At 63.2% G+C, this 20,582-nt stretch carries 17 protein-coding genes, 1 tRNA gene and 1 riboswitch; of the genes, 11 read left to right on the forward strand and 7 right to left on the reverse strand.

Annotated elements, in window-relative coordinates; genetic code table 11:
• The first annotated feature begins 192 nt into the window (after window positions 1-192).
• Window positions 193-3,681 carry a hybrid sensor histidine kinase/response regulator gene (locus NKI95_RS07990; protein WP_352715652.1) on the forward strand — a complete coding sequence of 1,163 codons (3,489 nt, stop codon included), beginning with the start codon at window positions 193-195 and terminating at the stop codon, window positions 3,679-3,681.
• A gap of 3 nt (window positions 3,682-3,684) precedes the next feature.
• Here the strand turns inward: NKI95_RS07990 and NKI95_RS07995 are convergent, their stop codons facing one another.
• Both NKI95_RS07995 and NKI95_RS08000 read right to left on the reverse strand, forming a co-directional pair.
• Window positions 3,685-4,338, reverse strand: a complete 654-nt coding sequence (locus tag NKI95_RS07995) for a response regulator (RefSeq protein ID WP_254816346.1) — start codon at window positions 4,336-4,338, stop codon at window positions 3,685-3,687.
• A 128-nt stretch (window positions 4,339-4,466) separates the two neighbouring features.
• Complete coding sequence (locus tag NKI95_RS08000; protein ID WP_352715654.1) at window positions 4,467-4,898, reverse strand: hypothetical protein; 432 nt, start codon at window positions 4,896-4,898, stop codon at window positions 4,467-4,469.
• Window positions 4,899-5,023: 125 nt separating this feature from the next.
• Here NKI95_RS08000 and NKI95_RS08005 point away from each other — a divergent pair, with 125 nt between their 5' ends.
• Window positions 5,024-5,374 (forward strand): DUF952 domain-containing protein, encoded by a 351-nt coding sequence (locus tag NKI95_RS08005; protein WP_352715656.1) that lies wholly within the window; start codon window positions 5,024-5,026, stop codon window positions 5,372-5,374.
• On the forward strand, window positions 5,371-6,447 hold the full coding sequence (locus NKI95_RS08010; RefSeq protein WP_352715658.1) for a quinone-dependent dihydroorotate dehydrogenase: 1,077 nt from the start codon (window positions 5,371-5,373) through the stop codon (window positions 6,445-6,447). Before NKI95_RS08005 ends, NKI95_RS08010 begins: the two co-directional genes overlap by 4 nt.
• A gap of 3 nt (window positions 6,448-6,450) precedes the next feature.
• On the opposite strand, the gene NKI95_RS08015 is transcribed toward NKI95_RS08010, so the two are convergent.
• Entirely contained in the window at window positions 6,451-7,875 is a 1,425-nt protein-coding gene (locus NKI95_RS08015; protein ID WP_352715850.1) for an MATE family efflux transporter, read from the reverse strand.
• A gap of 50 nt (window positions 7,876-7,925) precedes the next feature.
• Between NKI95_RS08015 and NKI95_RS08020 the strand changes: the two genes are divergently transcribed.
• A complete protein-coding gene (locus tag NKI95_RS08020) occupies window positions 7,926-8,828 on the forward strand; it encodes a histone deacetylase family protein (protein ID WP_352715661.1) in 903 nt (300 codons plus the stop codon).
• A gap of 4 nt (window positions 8,829-8,832) precedes the next feature.
• On the opposite strand, the gene NKI95_RS08025 is transcribed toward NKI95_RS08020, so the two are convergent.
• On the reverse strand, window positions 8,833-9,096 hold the full coding sequence (locus NKI95_RS08025; RefSeq protein ID WP_023677362.1) for a DUF6460 domain-containing protein: 264 nt from the start codon (window positions 9,094-9,096) through the stop codon (window positions 8,833-8,835).
• 131 nt (window positions 9,097-9,227) lie between these two features.
• Between NKI95_RS08025 and NKI95_RS08030 the strand changes: the two genes are divergently transcribed.
• Window positions 9,228-9,301: transfer RNA gene (locus tag NKI95_RS08030), tRNA-Gly, on the forward strand.
• A 315-nt stretch (window positions 9,302-9,616) separates the two neighbouring features.
• On the opposite strand, the gene NKI95_RS08035 is transcribed toward NKI95_RS08030, so the two are convergent.
• Window positions 9,617-10,606 carry a LysR family transcriptional regulator gene (locus tag NKI95_RS08035; RefSeq protein ID WP_352464898.1) on the reverse strand — a complete coding sequence of 330 codons (990 nt, stop codon included), beginning with the start codon at window positions 10,604-10,606 and terminating at the stop codon, window positions 9,617-9,619.
• A gap of 318 nt (window positions 10,607-10,924) precedes the next feature.
• Here NKI95_RS08035 and chvE point away from each other — a divergent pair, with 318 nt between their 5' ends.
• The 5 genes from chvE to NKI95_RS08060 all read left to right on the forward strand — a co-directional run bounded on the left by chvE (window position 10,925) and on the right by NKI95_RS08060 (window position 16,569).
• On the forward strand, window positions 10,925-11,989 hold the full coding sequence (gene chvE / locus NKI95_RS08040) for a multiple monosaccharide ABC transporter substrate-binding protein (RefSeq protein ID WP_254816339.1): 1,065 nt from the start codon (window positions 10,925-10,927) through the stop codon (window positions 11,987-11,989).
• A gap of 99 nt (window positions 11,990-12,088) precedes the next feature.
• Window positions 12,089-13,621, forward strand: a complete 1,533-nt coding sequence (gene mmsA / locus NKI95_RS08045) for a multiple monosaccharide ABC transporter ATP-binding protein (protein ID WP_292659527.1) — start codon at window positions 12,089-12,091, stop codon at window positions 13,619-13,621.
• Entirely contained in the window at window positions 13,618-14,910 is a 1,293-nt protein-coding gene (gene mmsB / locus NKI95_RS08050) for a multiple monosaccharide ABC transporter permease (RefSeq protein ID WP_292659525.1), read from the forward strand. The genes mmsA and mmsB overlap by 4 nt, the downstream gene beginning before the upstream one ends.
• 189 nt (window positions 14,911-15,099) lie before the next feature.
• Complete coding sequence (gene araD1 / locus NKI95_RS08055; RefSeq protein ID WP_352715665.1) at window positions 15,100-16,092, forward strand: AraD1 family protein; 993 nt, start codon at window positions 15,100-15,102, stop codon at window positions 16,090-16,092.
• Between the two features lie 27 nt (window positions 16,093-16,119).
• A complete protein-coding gene (locus tag NKI95_RS08060) occupies window positions 16,120-16,569 on the forward strand; it encodes a hypothetical protein (RefSeq protein ID WP_352715668.1) in 450 nt (149 codons plus the stop codon).
• Window positions 16,570-16,603: 34 nt separating this feature from the next.
• On the opposite strand, the gene NKI95_RS08065 is transcribed toward NKI95_RS08060, so the two are convergent.
• On the reverse strand, window positions 16,604-17,698 hold the full coding sequence (locus NKI95_RS08065) for a 2'-deoxycytidine 5'-triphosphate deaminase (RefSeq protein ID WP_352715671.1): 1,095 nt from the start codon (window positions 17,696-17,698) through the stop codon (window positions 16,604-16,606).
• A 135-nt stretch (window positions 17,699-17,833) separates the two neighbouring features.
• Window positions 17,834-17,911, forward strand: a riboswitch (SAM riboswitch).
• Window positions 17,912-17,980: 69 nt separating this feature from the next.
• Here NKI95_RS08065 and NKI95_RS08070 point away from each other — a divergent pair.
• Window positions 17,981-19,171 carry an O-succinylhomoserine sulfhydrylase gene (locus tag NKI95_RS08070; protein WP_352715674.1) on the forward strand — a complete coding sequence of 397 codons (1,191 nt, stop codon included), beginning with the start codon at window positions 17,981-17,983 and terminating at the stop codon, window positions 19,169-19,171.
• A gap of 36 nt (window positions 19,172-19,207) precedes the next feature.
• Here NKI95_RS08070 and NKI95_RS08075 read toward each other — a convergent pair whose 3' ends face one another.
• Complete coding sequence (locus tag NKI95_RS08075) at window positions 19,208-20,362, reverse strand: glycosyltransferase (RefSeq protein ID WP_352715677.1); 1,155 nt, start codon at window positions 20,360-20,362, stop codon at window positions 19,208-19,210.
• Between the last annotated feature and the right edge of the window lie 220 nt (window positions 20,363-20,582).

Raw genomic sequence — 20,582 nt, forward strand, 5'->3', positions numbered from 1 at the left:
TCCGGCATCGACCGGCAGGCAGAATAGCAAAAACCTGCGGTTGCAACAGGAACAAAAGCTGGTTTCAGCCGGTCACGATTGCCCGACGCAGTCGATATGATACGCCGAAAGCCGCGATGGACTCGATCGCCAAGCTGTGATTGCGTCTGCAAGGCCGGATGAAAAAGCCGGCGCAGGGAGGAAGTTCGAGGCGTGCAGGGCTGGTTCATCGTCATCATCGCGATCGCCTATGTGACGTTGCTGTTCGTCATCGCCAGCCTGGGCGACCGCCGCTCGACTTCATCCGGGCCCGGCCGCGCCCGGCCGTTCATCTATGCGCTCAGCCTCGCCATTTACTGCACCTCCTGGACCTTCTTCGGCTCGGTCGGGCTGTCCTCCGAGCGCGGCCTCGAGTTCCTCGGCATCTATATCGGACCGGTCCTGGTGTTCGTGTTCGGCTTTCCGCTGCTGCAGCGCATCGTCAGGCTGGCCAAGACCGAGAAGATCACCTCGATCGCCGACTTTCTCGGTGCCCGCTACGGCAAGAGCTTCGCTGTCGCGGCGATCGCCACGCTGATCGCGACCATCGGCGCCGTGCCCTATATCGCGCTGCAATTGAAGGCGATCTCCGGCTCGGTCAGCCTGATGGTCGAGCACTATACCGGCTCGCCCCCGTCGTTCGATCCGTTCGTCAGCGACATCTCGCTGGTCGTGGCCATGCTGCTGGCGCTGTTTGCGGTGCTGTTCGGCACGCGCCATGCGGATGCCACCGAGCACCAGGACGGACTGGTGCTGGCGGTGGCGGTCGAGACCGTGGTCAAGCTGGCCGCCTTCCTGGCGATCGGCCTGATGGTCATGTTTCTGATCTTCGGCGGGCCGGGCGATATGTTCGACCGGCTCGCCGAAAACACGCAGGTGCGCCAGGCGATGGGCTACAACACCTCACTCGCCACCTGGCTTGTGCTGACATGCCTGAGCGGCTTTGCCATTCTCATGCTGCCGCGCCAGTTCTACGTCACCATCGTCGAGAACCGCAGCGAGGCCGAGCTGCGCACCGCGACATGGGTGTTTCCGCTCTATCTGGTGGCGATCAACCTGTTCGTGCTGCCGATCGCGCTGGCCGGCCTGGAACTGGTCGGCACCAGGACCAGCAGCGACCTCTACGTGCTGTCGCTGCCGCTGTTCAGCGGCCACGACGTGCTGGCGATGGCGGCCTTCATCGGCGGCCTGTCGGCGGCGACGGCAATGGTGATCGTCGAAAGCGTCGCGCTGTCGATCATGATCTCCAACGACCTGATCATCCCGCTGTTCGTGCGCCGGCTGCTGCGGACCACGACCTCAGAGAGCGAGGACTGGTCGACGCTCATCCTCAATGTGCGGCGGGCGGCGATCTTCATCATGCTGTTCATCGCTTTTCTCTACTACCGCGAGAGCACCAACAGCGCGCGGCTGTCCTCGATCGGCCTGATGTCGTTCGCGGCGATCGCGCAGTTCGCGCCGGCAATGATCGGCGGCCTGGTCTGGCGCGGCGCCAACGGAAGGGGGGCGGCACTCGGCATGGTCGCCGGCATCGTCGTCTGGAGCTACACGCTGCTGCTTCCATCGCTCGCCGCGCCCGATACCGGCATCCTCGTCCACGGCCTGTTCGGCTTCGATGCATTGCGACCGCAATCCCTGTTCGGCACCGTCGCCGAGCCGCTGAACCACGGCGTGCTGTGGAGCCTGTCGATCAACACGCTGTTTTTTGTGTTCGGCTCGCTGTCGCGGGCGTCGGTGCCGCTGGAGCGCATCCAGGCGTCGATCTTCGTGCCGCGCGAGGCGGGGCCGCTGCCGAGCCTGCGCCGCTTCCGCACCACCATCACCGTCAACGACCTGAAGGACACGATTGCGCGCTATCTCGGTGTCGAACGCACCGAGCGCTCCTTCCAGTCGTTCGAGAAGAGCAGCGGCACTTCACTGCACGGCAACGAACAGGCCAGCATGGATGTTATCCGCTTCTCCGAGCAGCTTCTGGCCAGTGCCGTCGGCTCCTCTTCGGCGCGGCTGATCCTGTCGCTGCTGCTGCGCCGCAACGACCGCGAATCCAAGGACGCCTTCCGCCTGCTCGACGACGCCACCGAGGCGCTGCAGCACAATCGCGACCTGCTGCAGATCGCACTCGATCAGATGGAGCAGGGCATCACTGTCTTCGACCGCGATTTCCGGTTGATCTGCTGGAACCGCCAGTACCGGGCGCTGTTCGACCTGCCCGACGAGATGGGCCAGGTCGGCGTCTCGCTCGATCGTATCCTGCGCCACCTTGCCGAGCGCGGTGATATACCGGCAGACCAGCGCGTTACCATGCTCAACCGCCTGACCAGCTTCGTCAGCCCCTGGCAGATGGAGTTGAAGACCAGCGGACGCATTCTCGAATTGCGCTCCAATCCGATGCCGGACGGCGGCATCGTCGCCACCTATGCCGACATTTCCGGACGCGTCGAGCAGGATCTGGCGCTGAAGCGCGCCAACGAATCACTGGAACAGCGAGTGAAGAACCGCACCGCCGAGCTCACCCGCGTCAACGAGGAGCTGGCGCAGGCGCAGATGCTGGCCGAGGAGGCCAATCTCGGCAAGACCCGCTTCCTCGCCGCCGCCGGCCACGACATCCTGCAGCCGCTGAACGCCGCCCGCCTCTATTGCTCGTCGCTGATCGAGAAGACCGGCAAGGGACCTGCCGGCAAGGCGGCGATGAACATCGAATCGTCGCTGGAATCGGTCGAGACCATCCTCGGCGCGGTGCTCGACATTTCGCGCCTCGATGCCGGCGCGATGAAGCCGGACGATACGAGCTTCGGCCTCGACGGGCTGCTGCGCCAGATCGGCAACGACTTCCGGCCGCTTGCCGCCGAAAAGAAACTCGAACTCTCGATCATGCCGTCGTCGCTCAGCGTCATGACGGATCGAAATCTGCTGCGCCGGCTGATCCAGAACCTGGTCTCAAACGCCATCAAGTATACGCGCCGTGGCCGTATCCTGGTCGGCGTGCGGCGGCGCGGCGAACTGGCCGAGATCCAGGTTATCGACACTGGCATCGGCATTGCCGGCGACAAGCTCAACACCGTGTTTCGCGAATTCACCCGGCTCGACGAGGGCATGCGCGAGGCGGAAGGCCTCGGCTTGGGGCTCTCCATCGTCGACCGCATCGCCCGCGTCCTGCGCCTCGAAATCCGGATATTCTCCAATCCCGGCAAGGGCACGCGCTTTTCCGTGTTGCTGCCGGTGGTGGCCGTGCAGGCACCGCGGCGCGAGGCCGAGGCGAAGCCGCCTGCCCGTGCCGCGGCCTCGCTTGCCGGGCTGCATGTGCTCTGCATCGACAATGACGGCCGCATCCTCGACGGCATGCGGCTGTTGCTCGAGGGCTGGGGCTGCAGCGTCGACACGCTTTCCGGCGCGGAGGATCTCGACAGGTCCGGTATGCATCGGCCGGACATCGTGCTTGCCGACTATCATCTCGACGACAAGACCGGCCTCGAATTGATCGCCGAGTTGCGTGCGATCCATGGCGAGGACCTGCCGGCCGTGCTGGTCACTGCCGACCGCTCCAGCGAGGTTCGCGCCGCCGCCGGCAGGCTCGACGTGCCGGTGATCAGCAAACCACTGAAACCGGCGATGCTGCGCTCGATGATGGCCAGGGTCAGGCCGCTGGCGCCGGCGGCCGAATAGGAATCAGCCGGCCGTCTGCAACGGGTCGCTGCCGATTTTGGACAAAAGGATCACCGCCTGGGTGCGGCTGTCGACGCCGAGCTTCTGCAGGATGGCCGAGACATGCGCTTTGATCGTCGCTTCAGAGACCCCGAGCTCATAGGCGATCTGCTTGTTGAGCAGTCCCTCGGCCAGCATGCCGAGCACGCGCGTCTGCTGTGGGGTCAGCGCCTGCAGCCGCTTGATCAGGTCGGAAATCTCGGGATCGCGCTCGACGCCGAGATCGACCCCGGCGGGTGCCGCGATATCACCTGCGAGCACCGACTGCACCGCATTGCGGATCTCCTCCATGCTGGCCGATTTGGAGATGAAGCCGGAGGCGCCGAGATCGAGCGCGCGCCGGATCGTCACCGGATCGTCATGCGCCGAGACCACCATCATCGGCACCGCCGGATGGATGCCGCGCAACGAAATCAGGCCGGAAAGACCGCTTGCCCCCGGCATCGAGAGATCGAGCAGCACCAGATCGACATCCTCATTGGCCAGGACCAGCGCCTTGGCGCTTTCGAAATCGCCGGCCTCGTGAATGGCGGCAACATCCCCGATGCCCGCGAGTGCCTCCCTCAATGCACCGCGAAAAAGCGGGTGATCGTCGGCAATGACGAATGTGTAGCCCAACAGTGATATCCCTCCCCGACTCCCATTGGCGATTTTCCGCCTTGCAGGATCTGAACGATTATAACGCTTCGCCTGCTGTTCGGCGTGGCCGGCTTGCTATTCCCGCCCCAGGTCTTTTTGCGAATTGCCTAGGTCTTTTGCGAATTGGGCTTGGCGCCGTCTTCGTCCTTGTCCATGTCCTTGACGATATCCATGAAGCTGCGCAGGAAGCGCTCCATATAGCCCATCGTCTTGTTGAAATCCTCCTCGCTGGGCAAAGTCGATTCGAAACGCGCGGCAAGCGAATTTTCGAGCTTGGCGACGCGTTCGTCGAGCGCCTTCACCGAATTTTGCAGCCGGTCGACCTGATCCTGGAAGGCGGCACGTTCGTCGGCCGCCGTCTTGCAGACGAGCTGACCGGAGCGCTCCTCGCAGAGCGACATGGCGCCGGTTTGCGTATCCATGCGGACATAGCCATTGGCCGATTTTTCCAACCGGTAGCGATCGGCTTCCTCGGAAAAGGCCGACGCCGCGACAAGCGACACCAGTGCTGCGGGGATCAAGACGTGTTTCAGACGCATGTTTTCCTCCATGAGCCAGTTGGCTCAATGTATCACATGTTTGCGCCTGAAATGGGGAAGAGTTCGGAGCCTCCGAAACCCGCTTGCCCCTTCCCCGCATGATCTGTTCGGACTATAGCGCAACCATGTCCGAGATCATCTACAAGATAGTTCCCGAGGCGCTTTGGCGCGAGGCCGAAAGAGAAGGCCGCTTCACCGGCGCGCCGATCGACGTCACCGACGGCTTCATCCATTTTTCCACCGCCGGGCAGGTTCGGGAAACGGCGGCCAGACATTTCGCCGACCGGAGCGGGTTGCTGCTGGTCGCCGTCGACGGGGCGCGTCTCGGCGATGCGCTGAAATATGAGGTCTCGCGCGGCGGCGCCTTGTTCCCGCATCTCTACGGCGCGCTCGGCCTCGATGCGGTCGTTTCGGTGCAGGCATTGCCGCTCGGCGCCGACGGCCGGCATGAATTCCCGGCGCTGGAGGCCGAATGAGCGCGTTCGACCGGATCGGCCAGAAACTGCTGTTCACGCTCGATCCGGAAACCGCGCATGGGCTGTCGATCGCCGCGCTGAGATGCGGGCTGCCGGTCGCCGGTCGTCCGCCGCAGGACAACAGGCTAAAGGTCAGCCTTTGCGGGCTCGATTTCCCGAACCCGCTCGGCATGGCCGCGGGTTACGACAAGAATGCCGAAGTGCCGGACGCGCTGCTCGGCCTCGCTTTCGGCTTCGCCGAGGTCGGCACGATCACACCGCTGCCGCAGACGGGCAATCCGAAGCCGCGCATCTTCCGGCTGCCTTCGGACGGGGCAGTGATCAACCGGCTGGGCTTCAACAATGAGGGCCACGCCGCCGCGGAAAAGCGCCTTGCCACCCGTAAGGGCCGCGCCGGCATCGTCGGAATCAACATAGGGGCCAACAAGGACAGCGCCGACCGCGTCAGTGACTTTGAGAGCGGCGTGATCCGGTTCGCGCGATATGCCAGCTATCTGACAATCAATATCTCCTCGCCGAACACGCCGGGCCTGCGCAACATGCAGGCGCGCGAACAGCTTGGCGAGCTCCTGTCGCGGGTCATGGCCGCGCGTGCGGCGGCACCGGCAAGACCGCCCGTCTTCCTCAAGATCGCGCCGGATCTGGTCGAGGCCGAGCTGGAGGATATCGCCGCCGAGGTCACTGAGAAGCAAATACACGGCGTCATCGTCTCCAACACCACGATCGCGCGAGCCGGCCTGAGCAGCGCCGGCCTTGCCGGCGAGGCCGGCGGGCTTTCGGGGAAACCCTTGTTCGAACGCTCGACGATCGTGCTGGCTAAGATGCGAAAACTGCTTGGGCCGGATCGCGCCATCATCGGCGTCGGCGGCGTGGATTCCGCCGAGACGGCGCTGGAAAAGATTCGTGCCGGCGCCGATCTCGTGCAGCTCTATACCGGCATGATCTATGCCGGGCCTGCGCTGCCGGGACGCATTCTTTCCGGCATGGCCCGTTTCATGGACAGTCATGGGCTGAAGTCGCTGCGCGAGCTTCGCGACAGCCGCCTCGATCACTGGGCAGCGAAACCGCTTTAGCGATCAGCCAAAGGCCGTGCGCATCCGCAGCCGCAATATGGCGAGCAGGCTGAAGCCGCGTACAAGCAGGAACACATGCAAACCCGCCCATAGGCCGTGATTGCCGAAGGCCGGCGACAGGATCAGCAGCGCGGCGCTGAACGCCAGGAACGACACCAGCATCATGTTGCGCATGTCGCGCGACCACGTCGCGCCGATGAAAACCCCGTCCATCTCGAAAGCCAGCGCGCCGCTGAGCGCGGTGAACGCCGCCCAGGGCAAGTAGATGTCGGCAATGGCGCGGACGTCCGTCGAGGTCGTGATCAGGGCGACGAGATCGGTGCCCTCCAGCAGGAGGAAGAGCGTCGCCGTGCCCGCCAGCCCGAGCCCCCAAAGCAGCGTCAGCCGCACCGCCCGGTCGAACGCCGTGGCGGCACGAGCACCGATGGCGCGCCCGGCGAGCTGTTCAGCGGCGGTGGCGAAACCATCGAGGAAATAGCCGGCAATCAGGAAGAGGTTCATCAGCACGGCGTTGGCGGCCAGGGTCAGCGTGCCGAATTGCGCCCCTTGGCGCGTGAACAGCGCGAAGGCGGCGAGCAGCGAAAAGGAGCGGATCATGATATCGCCATTGAGCGACATCATGCGCAGGAATGCCGGCAGATCGAGGACGTGGTGGCGCGGCAACCTGGGCGCCGCCCAAAAGCGCCGGCCGACAATGGCGAGACCAAGCAGCATGGCGACGAATTCGCCGGTGACCGTTGCCCAGGCAACGCCGGCAACGCCCCAGCCGAGCTCCAGGCCAAGCAGGAAGCAGAGGGCGATGTTGATGCCGTTCAGTATCAATTGCAGCATCAGCCCGAGCCCGCCTTCGCCGCGCCCCAGCACGTAACCGAGGATGGCGTAATTGATCAGCGAGAACGGTGCTGCGAGCATCCTGATGTGGATATACACGTCCATCGCCGCGCTGACGCGCGGCTCGGCGCCGATGAACCATTGCCCGGCGGTGGAGACCAGCGGCGCAAGTGCGGCAAGCACAATGCCGGCGACGACCGCGATCAGCACGGCGCGCCAGAACACCGCCTGCTCCTCCAGCGCATCGCCGCGCCCGAAGGCCTGGGCGACCAAGCCGGTGGTGCCGGAGCGCAGGAAGTTGAAGGTGGTGAAGACGACATCGAAGATCAGGGCGCCGGCCGCCAGGCCGCCGAGAAGGGCGGCGTCGCCGAACTGTCCGACCACCGCCGTGTCGACAATTCCGAGCAACGGCGTCGTCAGATAGGCAAGCGTCATCGGCACGGCGATGGCGAGCACCGAGCGGTTGGTGACGACGAAGGCCCTGGCTTCGGGGGCGTGGGCTTCGGTGGGTAAAGCCTGCTCCAAACGCGTGTTGCTTCCTGTTGCCGCTTGATCGGCTAGCCGATGTGCCCCAGTTTGCGGACCTCGCGCAACCATCCACCCCGCTATGGTCAACCGAAACCCGCCTCTGGCGCACCGGCCGTCCCATGCCCTTGCAGATCGTTCATCATCCCGATTACGACGCCGGCTTCGCCGTCAACCACCGCTTCCCGATGAGCAAATATCCGCTGCTGATGGACGCCTTGCGGGCACGCGGCCTGGCGCGGCCCGAAGCGCTCAACATGCCAGCGGCGGCGCGGCCATCATGGCTGAAGCTTGCCCACGCGGCCGACTATGTCGATCAGGTGCTTGCCTGCGAAGTGCCGGTGGGGATCGAGCGCGAGATCGGCTTTCCCGTTGGACCGCGGGTTTCGCTGAGGGCGCAGCTCGCAACGGCCGGCACGGTGCTGGCGGCGCGGCTGGCTTTGCTGAACGGAATCGCCTGCAACACCGCCGGCGGTAGCCATCATGCGCGGCGCGCGCAAGGCGCCGGCTTCTGCACCTTTAACGATGTGGCCGTGGCTGCGCTGGTGCTGCTTGCCGAAGCTGCTGTCCAAAACATCCTGGTGGTCGATCTCGACGTGCATCAGGGCGACGGCACGGCGGATATCCTGAACGACGAGCCGCGCGTGTTTACCTTCTCCATGCATGGCGACCGCAACTACCCCGCGCGCAAGATCGCCTCCGATCTCGATGTCGCCCTGCCCGACGGCGCCGGCGATGCAGCCTATCTGGAGCGGCTGGACGCCACCCTGCCGGAGCTGTCGGCGCGAAGGCGCTGGGACCTCGTCTTCTACAATGCCGGGGTCGATGTCCATGCCGAGGACCGGCTCGGCAGGTTGTCGCTCACGGATGACGGGCTGCGCGCCCGCGACGATATGGTGATCCGCCATTTCCTTACGCTTGGCATACCGGTGTGCGGCGTCATCGGCGGCGGCTATTCAACGGATGTCGCAGCACTTGCCGCACGCCATGCCATCCTGTTCGAGGTGGCCGCTGCCTACGACTGAAAATTCACTTCCGGTAGTTAGCGATCCTGAGCAGGATGAACGCCGGCACGACGATCGCAGCACCGAGCAGGATGTAGCCGAGGAAGCGGTCGATGGCGTGGAAGCCCAAATTCCACAGGTCGATAAAGAATTTGCGGATGCCATAAAGCACGTCCATCGGCGACCAGCCGAAAGCGTTCATGACCAGGCCGACGAGGAACGACACCACAAGCAGCTTCAAGATCACCCGGAGCGGCGTATCGCCGAGAAAGCGGTTCAGTGCGGACAAGGCCTGTCTCCACAGTCGGGTGCCGCGATTCGGGCACATGCCCAGAAATACGCAGTCGACCGCGCTGCATCAAGGCGGCGCCTCAAATCGGATTGCGCATCGGCGCCGGGCCATGATATCGGAGGAACAGCGCGGGTATGATGTAATGGTAGCTTGTCAGCTTCCCAAGCTGAACGCGCGGGTTCGATTCCCGCTACCCGCTCCAGCTTCTGCCCCACTGCATTAAACTTGTTTTGGCCAGGCTGAAAACCAGCGAAATTCACAGGCAATTTTTTTATAGCCCGGCTGGCCGTCTTTCATCTGTTTGGCCGATGTGCCAGTTCGTGGAATATCTCACATTGAGGGTCGGCGGGGCCTCGAATGACCCCAACCGGAAAGTCTACCCTTGGCCCGCTGGCTTCTGCTGGCGGGCTTTTTTAAGCATCACGCAATAGGGGCGGACGTGCATCGGCGCCGCTGCTGGCGGGCCTGTCTGGTCGTCTGGCCGACCACGGGATGCGCCCGCTACCCGCTCCAACCCTCAGCCCACCTCTCGCAGAATAAAATCGTGCAGCATCTTGGCTGCCGGCGACAGCGCGCGGTTCTTTACCGTGATCAGGCTGTAGGGCCTGACCTCGATGTCGAATTCGGTCTGGACAACATCGATGGCGCCGGCCAGGCCTTCCGGGTTCTGGATGAACTTCGCGACCTGGATCGACACCGGCGCGATGGCGTCGGATTGCGCGACCATGACCAGAGTCAATAGCAGCGAGCTGGTGTTGAGGATGCGGTCCGGCAGGGCGATGTTTCGGTTCAGGAAGTTGCTCTCCATCGCCTGGCGCAGCGGCGAACCGCCCGACTGGAAGACCCAGTCATAGGCGGCGGTGTCTTCCAGCCGCACTGCCTTGCCCTTGGTCAGCGGATGGCCGCGGCGCACGATCAGGCAGGCCTTCTCGACGCCGATGACTCGCGCTTCGAACAGCCGCGGATTGAGATCGTCGGGGATGCGGGCGATGATGAAATCGTGGCGCGAGGCGATCAGCTCGCGCGCAAGCACGTTCGAGGTCTCGACCTGCATGGTGATTTCGATGCGCGGGTAGAGGCGCCGGATCTCGCGGATCGCCGGCACTGCCAGCTCGATCGCCGGTGCTGTCACCGCGCCCAGAAACACCGAGCCACCCTTGCCCGCCTTGAGCTCGAATATCTCACGGTCGACCTCGCGCATCTCGAGCAGGATCGATCGCGCGCGCCGTGCCAACGCCTTGCCATAAGGCGTCAGCGTGATGCCGCGCGGCAGCCTTTCGCAGAGCTTGACGTCGAGCACGGCCTCCATCTCGGCGATCATGCGCGAGGCGGCCGGCTGCGAGATGTTCATGACCTGGGCCGCGGCACTCACCCGGCCGTGCTCGTCGAGGGCCGCGATCATGCGCATGTGACGCAGGCTCAAGCCGCTGCGCAGCAAGGTTCCGCCATCACCCGGAATCTCATCGTAACCGGCTGATATTCCGCCAGGATTTCGCAGCGCCGCCATGATTTTTTCCCTACTCCTACGCCCGGCGCCCCGGCTGAATCCGGCAGCGTCGTCACTAGCCTAAGCCATATCAGTCTCGATATAGCAACCATCAAAGATCGCATTTGACAGTTATGGCAAAGCGACACACCCTTCGCGCGTCCTGAGACTTGACGATCGGTGACGAGGGAAAATTCGTATCGATTGAAACCAGAGTTTCGGGGCCGATTGGGAGGATACCGGAGATCGATTGACGGCAGCGGCGCGTTTGGCGCTCCTGCACGATTGCGCGGCCCACGAAACCCAAGGGTACGCGTCCATCAACCAGGGAGAGTTAATGTGAAGATTATCAAGACACTGGCCGCCGTCGCGGCCCTAGGCATCGCGGCCATGACGCTGCCCGCGCAGGCGGGCGAAGGCCTGATCGGCGTGCTGATGCCCACCAAGACCTCGCAGCGCTGGATCAACGACGGCGACGCCGTCAAGTCCCAGCTCGAGGCTCTGGGCTACACCGTCGACCTGCAATATGCGCAGGACGACATTCCGAACCAGCTCAGCCAGCTGGAAAACGAAATCACCAAGGGCCCGAAGGCGCTGATCATCGCTTCGATCGACGGCACCACGATGGGCGATGCGCTGCAGAAGGCGAATGACGCAGGCGTTGTCGTCGTCGCTTACGACCGCCTGATCAAGAAGACGCCAAATGTCGACTACTACACCACCTTCGACAATTTCGGCGTCGGCGTCATCCAGGCCAAATCGCTGCTCAAGGGCCTCGGCTATCCCGAGAAGAAGGGTCCGTTCAACATCGAGCTGTTCGGCGGTTCGCCGGACGACAACAATGCGTTCTTCTTCTATAACGGCGCCATGTCGGTTCTTCAGCCGCTGATCGACGATAAGACCCTCGTCGTGAAGTCCGGCCAGATGGGCATGGACAAGGTCGGCACGCTGCGCTGGCTGGCGGCAACCGCCCAGGCCCGCATGGACAATCTGCTCTCCGCCAACTACTCGGACGGCAGCCGCGTCGATGGCGTGCTCTCGCCCTATGACGGCCTGTCGCGCGGCATCATCGCTTCGCTGCGCGCCGTAGGCTACGGTACTGCCGATCAGCCATGGCCGATCGTCACCGGACAGGACGCCGAGACCGCTTCGGTCAAAGCGATCATCGCCGGCGAACAGTATTCGACCGTGTTTAAGGACACCCGCGAACTCGCCAAGGCGACGGTCGAACTCGTCGACAAGGTGCTCTCGGGCGGCAAGCCGGAAGGCCTCGACACCACGACCTACAACAACGATGTCAAGGTCGTTCCCTCGATCCTGTTGACGCCGCATGACGTCGACAAGTCGAACTACCAGGCGCTGGTGGTCGACTCCGGCTACATCAAGGCCGAAGAACTGAAGTAATCGCGGTTACAAAGCCTGGGGTCCTGCGCAGGCAGGGCCCCTTTTCGTTGGCGAGCCAGCCCGGTATTGTTTGCGGACCTCGCAGGAGTGGTATTCTCAATGGCATCGACGATTTTGGAGATGCGCGACATCACCAAGACGTTTCCCGGCGTCAAGGCGCTGTCGAACGTCAAGCTCATGGTCGAGGAAGGCGAGATCCATGCCGTGGTCGGCGAGAACGGCGCCGGCAAGTCGACGCTGATGAAGGTGCTGTCGGGCGTGTATCCGTCCGGCACCTATGACGGCCAGATCATCTATCGCGGCGATGAGTGCCATTTCAAAGGCATCCATGATAGCGAACGCAAGGGCATCGTCATCATCCATCAGGAGCTTGCGCTGGTGCCGATGTTGTCGATTGCCGAAAACATCTTTCTCGGCAACGAGCACGCCAGATACGGCGTCATCGACTGGAATGCCAACGAGACGCGCACCAGCGCCCTGCTCAAGAAGGTCGGCCTCAAGGAAGACCCCAACACGCTGATCACCAATATCGGCGTCGGCAAGCAGCAGCTGGTCGAGATCGCCAAGGCGCTCAGCAAGGAAGTGAAGTTGCTCATTCTCGACGAGCCGACCGCGAGCCTGTCCGAAAAGGACAGCCAGGCGCTGCTCGATCTGCTGCTCGAATTCAAGCGGCAAGGCATCACTTCGATCCTGATCTCGCACAAGCTCAACGAGGTGAACCGGGTCGCCGACAAGGTCACCATCATCCGTGACGGCCGGACCATCGAGACGCTGGCCAAGAAGGACATCTCGGAGGACCGCATCATTACCTCGATGGTCGGCCGTTCGCTCGACGACCGCTATCCGCCGCGCGAGCCGAAGATCGGCGAGACCGTTCTCGAAGTGAAAAACTGGTCGGTCTACCACCCCATCCATGCCGAGCGGCAGGTCATCAAGGGCATCAACCTCAACGCCCGCAAGGGCGAAGTGGTCGGCATTGCCGGGCTCATGGGCGCCGGCCGGACCGAGTTTGCCATGAGCCTGTTCGGCCGGTCCTATGGCCGTCGCATCACCGGCGAGGCGTTCCTTAACGGCAAGCCGATCGATGTCTCTTCGGTGAGCAAGGCGGTGGAGCACGGCATCGCCTACGTTACCGAGGACCGCAAGACCTACGGTCTCAACTTGATCGACCACATCAAGCACAACATCACGCTGGCCAACCTGCCCGGCGTGTCGCGCCACGGCGTGATCGACGATTTGCGCGAGCTCTCGGTCGCCAATGATTATCGCGGCAGGACCAATATCCGAGCCTCGAGCGTCTACCAGATGACCGGCAACCTTTCTGGCGGAAATCAACAGAAGGTGGTGCTGTCGAAATGGCTGTTCGCCAATCCGGAAGTGCTGATTCTCGACGAGCCGACACGCGGTATCGACGTCGGTGCCAAGTATGAAATCTATACGATCATCGCGCGTCTCGCCTCCGAGGGTAAGGCAATCATCGTCATCTCGTCGGAAATGCCCGAACTGCTCGGCATCACCGACCGCATCTACGTCATGAACGAAGGACGCATCGTCGGCGAAATGGCGGCGAGCGACGCCAGCCAGGAAAAGATAATGCGCGCCATCGTCCGCGGAGAAGGAAAAGCATCATGAGCACCGAAAGCGCTCCCGGGCCGCAGACCGGCGTTGCCCAGGACCTACAACAGGGACCTCGCATTGCCGTCTCGGCGCTGGTCACCAACCTGCGCGAATACGGGTTGGTGCTGGCGTTGATCGCAATCATGGTGTTCTTCCAGTTCACCACGTCCGGAACGCTGTTCAAGCCGGTGAACCTCAGCAATCTGGTTCAGCAGAACAGCTTCATCATCGTGATGGCGCTGGGCATGCTTCTGGTGATCGTTTCGGGCCACATCGATCTCAGCGTCGGCTCCGTCGCCGGCTTCATCGGCGCGCTGGCGGCGATGATGATGGTCATCTGGCCGCTTGGCCCGTTGAGCAATCCGCTGGTGGTGTCGATCATCTGCCTGATCGTCGGTGGCGCGATCGGCGCGGCACAAGGCTACTGGATTGCCTATCATCGAATACCGAGCTTCATCGTCACACTGGCGGGCATGCTGATCTTCCGCGGCATCTGCCAGGCGCTGCTGGGTGGCGGGTCTTCCGTGGGGCCGCTCCCCGTCGGCTTCAAGGCGCTCAGTTCCGGCTTCATTCCGGACCTGATCGGCCCATTGACGCTGATACCGCCAACCGTGAACGCCGCCGGCAAAACCATTGTCGGCAGCGGCCTGACGCTGCACCTGACGACGATCGTGATCGGCCTCGTCGCCGTGCTCGCCTATGCCTATTTCGGACTCAGGGCACGGCGCACCCGCGAGAAGCATGGCTACGAAGCCGAGCCCTTCTCGCTGTTCGTCGTCAAGACCCTGGTGATCAGCGCGCTGGCGCTGTTTCTCGTCTACCAATTCGCCACCTATAGGGGTCTCCCCATCGTTCTCATGGTGATGGGCGTGCTGATCGCGTTGTTCGTCTTCGTTACCAAACGCATGACGATCGGCCGTCGCATCTATGCGATGGGCGGCAATGCCAAGGCAGCCCAGCTATCGGGCATCAAGACCGAACGGCTGACGTTGATGGTGTTCATCAATATGGGCGTGCTGTCGGCACTCGGCGGCCTGATTATCGCTGCGCGCCTGGGCCAGGCTGTGCCGGCGGCGGGCCTCGGCAGCGAGCTTGACGTCATCGCCGCGGTGTTCATCGGTGGCGCTTCGGCGATGGGCGGTGTCGGCCAGGTCATCGGCGCGGTGGTCGGCGGCTTTATCATGGGCGTCATGAACAACGGCATGTCGATCATGGGCGTCAATGTCGACTGGCAGCAGGTGGTCAAAGGCCTGGTGCTGCTCGGCGCCGTCGTCTTCGACGTCTACAACAAGAACAAGGCTTGAGAGGCAACCAGGAGGCATACGGGTCATATCGCGGCGCTGCCGGGCGACGCGAAAAAGTCCCCCGAAGGACCTGATCCGCGAGCGCAATCCGGACGAAGAATTTCAACCGAGGCGAGGACAGGGTCCGGGCCGCGCAGGGTAGGGTTTGCCGAGAAAGGCAGGCCAGCCCGCAATTCAGAGAGGGTTACCATGCTGATCTCACAGATCCTCGACGACGCCGAGACGATCCGCGTCGTTGCCCGCAACGGCGGCAAGACCCGCGTCATCAACGGCGCCCGCAGCGTCTATTCGCTGGCGATGGAGGCCGCGCGCACCGGCAGCGGGCTTGTCGCCCTGATCGAGCGCAAGGGCTTTGGCGAAACCGTCGATCTCGACGCAGCCTACAAGAAGGGGCGGCTGCTGTCGCCGATCAACCATCCCGATCCGGCGCATCTCCATCTCACCGGCACCGGGCTGACGCATCTCGGCTCCGCCGCGACCCGCGATTCCATGCATAAGAAGCTCAGCACGGACGGCGAGGAACAGCTGACCGATTCCATGAAGATGTTCCGCATGGGGCTTGAGGGCGGCAAGCCGGCGAAGGGCCAGACTGGCGTGCAGCCGGAATGGTTCTACAAGGGCAATGGCACCATGGCAGTGGCGCCCGGGGCGCCGCTTATGTCGCCGGCCTTCGCCCAGGATGCCGGCGAGGAGCCGGAAATCGCCGGTATCTATGTGATCGGCGACGACGGCGCCCCGTTCCGCGTCGGCTTCACGCTGTCGAACGAGTTTTCCGACCACGTCACCGAGCGCGTGAACTATCTCTTCCTTGCCCATTCCAAGCTGCGCAACGCTTCGTTCGGGCCCGAAATCCTGATCGGCGATCTGCCGTCCGACATCCGCGGCGCCTCACGCATCCTGCGTGACGGCAAGCTGCTTTGGGAAAAGCCGTTCCTGTCGGGCGAGGCGAACATGTCGCACACCATTGGCAATCTCGAGCATCACCACTTCAAATACTCGGCCTTCCGCCAGCCGGGCGACGTGCATGTGCACATGTTCGGCACGGCGACGCTGTCCTTCGCCGACGGCATCAGGACCGAGGCCGGCGACGTGTTCGAAATCGAGGCCCAGGATTTCGGCCTGCCGCTGCGCAACCCGCTTGAAATCGAGCAGCCGGTGAAGGTGGCGGTGAAGGCGTTGTAAACTGGTGACAGAATTCAGGGGCGAAAGATGAACGGCCTGCGGATTGGCACTGTGTTCGTAAGTTTAGTCCTGTTCCTCGCCTATTTCTCCCCAGCGGCTTACAGCGCCGGACAATGCAGCGCAAAATCCTATCGCGAAGCCCGGATGTCGATGACTAACCGGCTTCTGGCCACCGGCTATTCGAAATCGCAAGTGAGCTTTCTGATGCGCAACGCGGATCGCATGACGTCCGCACTCCGCGCTGACAGAATGAACGACAATGGCAGAGCCTGCGATATCGACTCCGCCAGAGCCCATGTGCTGGGATGTCTCGGCAAGCAGTTGTTCCCCTTGCAGTCCAGCTCAAGCGCCTCACTTGACGAGAAGCAAACCAGAGGATTTTGGGGGAAGAAGCGATTGGCAGTGCGAGAACTGCTCTTTATCGGTCAGTTTCATGGCTGCCTTGGCGCCGCGAAAGAATATCTGTTTCGCGGCTGACAGCTTGTTCGCGGCTGACGGCTTGCGAACAAGCTCAGCGCGCGGCGCGGAAATGCTTGGACAGTTTCAGGCCCTGCGCCTGATAGTTCGAGCCGAGATCTGTGCCGTAGAGCGCTTGCGGCCGTTTCAGCATGTGCTCGTAGACTAGCCGCCCGACGATCTGGCCGTGGTCGAGGATGAACGGCACTTCATGGCTGCGTACCTCGAGCACCGCCCGGCTGCCGGTGCCGCCCGACGCCGAATGGCCGAAACCCGGGTCGAAGAAACCGGCATAATGGACGCGGAACTCGCCGACCAGCGGATCGAAGGGCGTCATTTCGGCGGCGTAGAGCGGCGGCACATGCACCGCCTCGCGCGACACCAGAATATAGAATTCGTCCGGATCGAGCACCAGCTCGCCGGCACCGCTCTTGTAGAGCGGCTCCCAGAAATCGACGACATCCTGCGCGGCGCGCTTGTCGACGTCGACCAGGCCGGTGTGGTGCTTGCCGCGATAGCCGACCAGCCCGTCCTTGTCGCCGTCGAGATCGATCGACAGCGCGATGCCACCGCCTGAGATATTGGGTGGTTCGGTGGCGACCAGCATTTCGGCGCGGTGCAACTCGTGCAGCTCGCTTTCCGACAAAAGCGCATTGCCGGTGCGGAACCTGATCTGCGACAGCCGCGAGCCGGTGCGCACGACGATCGGGAAGGTGCGCGGGCTGACTTCCAGATAAAGCGGGCCTTCATAGCCGGCGGCGATCTTGTCGAACTCGTGGCCACGGTCGGTCATAACCCGGGTAAAGATATCGAGCCGCCCGGTCGAGCTCTTCGGGTTGGCCGAAGCCGAAATATGCGCGGGCAGCGCCAGGCTTTCGAGAAGCGGCACGATGTAGACGCAGCCGGTTTCCAGCACGGCACCTTCGGCGAGGTTGATCTCGTGCAGCTTCAGCCGGTCGAGCTTGTCGGCAACCCTGTGGTCCGGGCCGGGCAAGAAGGAAGCACGCACCCGCCAGGCCTTGTCGCCGAGCCTGAGGTCAAGGCTGGCCGGCTGGATCTGATCGGCATCGAGCGTGCGCGGCGATTTCAGCGCGCCCGACTGGAACAGCGCGGAAATATCCTGATCGGGAAGAATGCCTGTCTGCCGCAAGGGTCTGGCTCCGTTCGAACGCCGGGCGAGGTCTTGTACTGTCGCAGGTCCGACCGTGGACGCCTTTGGCACCTGCTTGGTACAACCCTCTTAATCATGCCGGCAATTGACGCAAGCGTGGCGCGGGTCTAAAGGTCGTTATCCCGTGGTGATTTGGCCGGTCGGCTTGCAGCCACGTTAAACAAGTCGCTAAAGGACCGTCGGGCCGCAAGGCCATATGGACCGGTTGCGACTTTCGCGACCGGTTTTTTGTTGTTTGGACCATTTTTGGTGTTGGATAGAATGATGAACAAGAAGCGCGACTGGAAGCCTCAGACCGCACTCGTGCATGCCGGGACGCTGCGTTCCGGCTTCGGCGAGACCTCCGAGGCGATGTATCTCACCCAAGGCTATGTCTACGAGACGGCGCAAGCGGCGGAAGCCCGCTTCAAGGGCGAGGAGCCGGGCTTCATCTATTCGCGCTATGCCAACCCGACCGTCGACATGTTTGAAAAACGCATGTGCGCGCTGGAAGGCGCCGAGGACGCGCGCGCCACGGCATCCGGCATGGCGGCGGTGACGGCAGCACTGCTGTGCAGCGCCAAGGCGGGCGACCATATCGTCGCGGCGCGCGCGCTGTTCGGCTCCTGCCGCTGGGTGGTCGAGACGCTGGCGCCGAAATACGGCATCGAGGCAACACTGGTCGACGGCACAGACATCGCCAGTTGGGAAAAGGCGGTCAAGCCGAACACCAAACTGTTCTTCCTGGAAAGCCCGACCAATCCGACGCTGGAGGTGGTCGATATCGCCGCCGTCGCCGCACTTGCCAACTCGATTGGCGCCAGGCTGATCGTCGATAATGTCTTCGCCACGCCCTTGCAGCAGAAACCCCTGCAGCTCGGCGCTCACATCGTCGTCTACTCCGCGACCAAGCATATTGACGGCCAGGGGCGCTGTCTTGGCGGCATCGTTCTGTCGGACAAGAAGTGGATCGACGAAAACTTGCATGACTATTTCCGTCACACCGGCCCGAGCCTCTCGCCCTTCAATGCCTGGACGCTGCTGAAAGGGCTGGAGACGCTGCCGCTGCGCGTACGCCAGCAGACGGAAAGTGCCGGCCGCATCGCGGATTTCCTCGCCGAGCGCCCGCAAGTCGCCCGCGTCATCTATCCCGGCCGCGCCGACCACCCGCAAGCGGCCGTGGTCAAGAAGCAGATGTCGGGCGGCTCGACGCTGATCTGCCTGGATGTGAAGGGCGGCAAGCAGGCGGCCTTTGCCTTCCAGAACGCACTCGACATCGTGCTGATTTCCAACAATCTCGGCGATGCCAAGAGCCTGATCACCCATCCGGCGACGACTACGCACAAGAACTTGACCGATGAGGCTCGCGCCGAGCTCGGTATCGGACCGGGAACGCTCAGGCTTTCCGTCGGCCTGGAAGATGCCAACGATCTGCTCGAAGATATCGAGCAAGCGCTGAGAGCTGCCGGATAAGGACTGGCCGAACAGAGGCGAGCGGGGATGCGCCGATCAGGCGCCGGACGGGGTCTCTTCCAGCTCCGCGACGGCCTTGGTCTGGATGGTCATCACGTTGCCGCGCCAGTCGACGGCGCCGCTCAGCCATCCGCGCGCCCAAATGGCGGGAAGCATCAGGTCTCGCGCCATCATCGCCGGGATCGTGCGCGGCGACAGGTGCCATCCCTTGGCCGAGGCCAAGACGCATTCCGGCAGGTAGGCCGCGACCAGCACGGCGATGGCGGTTGCCGGCAGGCTGACGCCGGCGTCAGCCGCGGCGATCAGCGCAAGCACCAGCGGCGGCGCCGCGCCGATCAGGATTTCGGGGGCAAAGAACAGTGCAAAGGTGACGCGGCGCAGCCGCGCCCAGCGCGCCTGCCGCGACCAGATCTCGCCAAGCGTGCGCCGGCCGAGCGGCTGTTCGAAGGGCGAGGCGACAAGATTGACTCGCAGTCCTAACCGGTTGACCAGCTTGGTCGCGGCGGCGTCCTCGGCGATCTCGGCAGCAAGCGCGCGGATGCCGCCATTGGCATCGAGCATCGGCTTGTTCCACAACATGCTCTTGCCCTGGGCGAAGCCGAGGCCGAGCGCCTCTCCAGCGTACTGCCAGCGTGCCTGCAGCGTGTTGAGAAAGGCGCATTCGACCTCCCCCCAGAAGCCGTCCGGCCGCGAGCCGATCGGCGTCGAGCAGACGAGGGCGGTGTCGTGCCGCCACGCCGCCATCAGGTGCTGGACGTAGTCGCTCGGCATAAGCACGTTGGAATCGGCAAGGATGACCCAGCGATAATGCGCCGCCTCCCAACCCTTCACGCAATTATTGAGTTTTGGATTGCCGCTGATGCGGTCGTCACCGACTAGAAGGCGGGCGCGAATAGCTGGAAACCGCGCCATTGCGGCGGTGATCGGCTTGACCACCGGGTCATCGGCATGGGCGACGCAGAAGATGAGTTCGTAGCGCGGCCAGTCGAGGGAGAAGGCGCGCTCCAGCGTCTCTTCGGCAAACGGCTCGACGCCGCGCGCCGGGATGACGATCGATACCGGCGGCGCGTTGGCCGCGGGCGGTGCAATCCTGGCTGGTCGCTTCAGCTTCAGCGAGGCTAACAGGATGCTGGCGAGATTTGAAAGAAGGAGGGCTATGGAAAGGAGGGCGGCTGCGAATGTCGGTTCCATCGAGATCTGGTCACTCCAGAAATGCCGGCCGCATGACGGCCGTTTTCAACAATTCGACAAAACGCTGAGTCGCCCAGCACAAGCCTGCACACCATCATTGTCATGTGTCACTCAAATGACATTGTTTTTCGGCACCTGCGCTTGAGATCGGGCAAGAAGATGCCGCGCATCGTTGACCAAACTGCGCTGAGCATCGAAAGTTCCATCTACATTGCTTTGG

The sequence above is a fragment of the Mesorhizobium sp. M0306 genome, from assembly GCF_040321655.1.
Classification (GTDB): Bacteria; Pseudomonadota; Alphaproteobacteria; order Rhizobiales; family Rhizobiaceae; genus Mesorhizobium.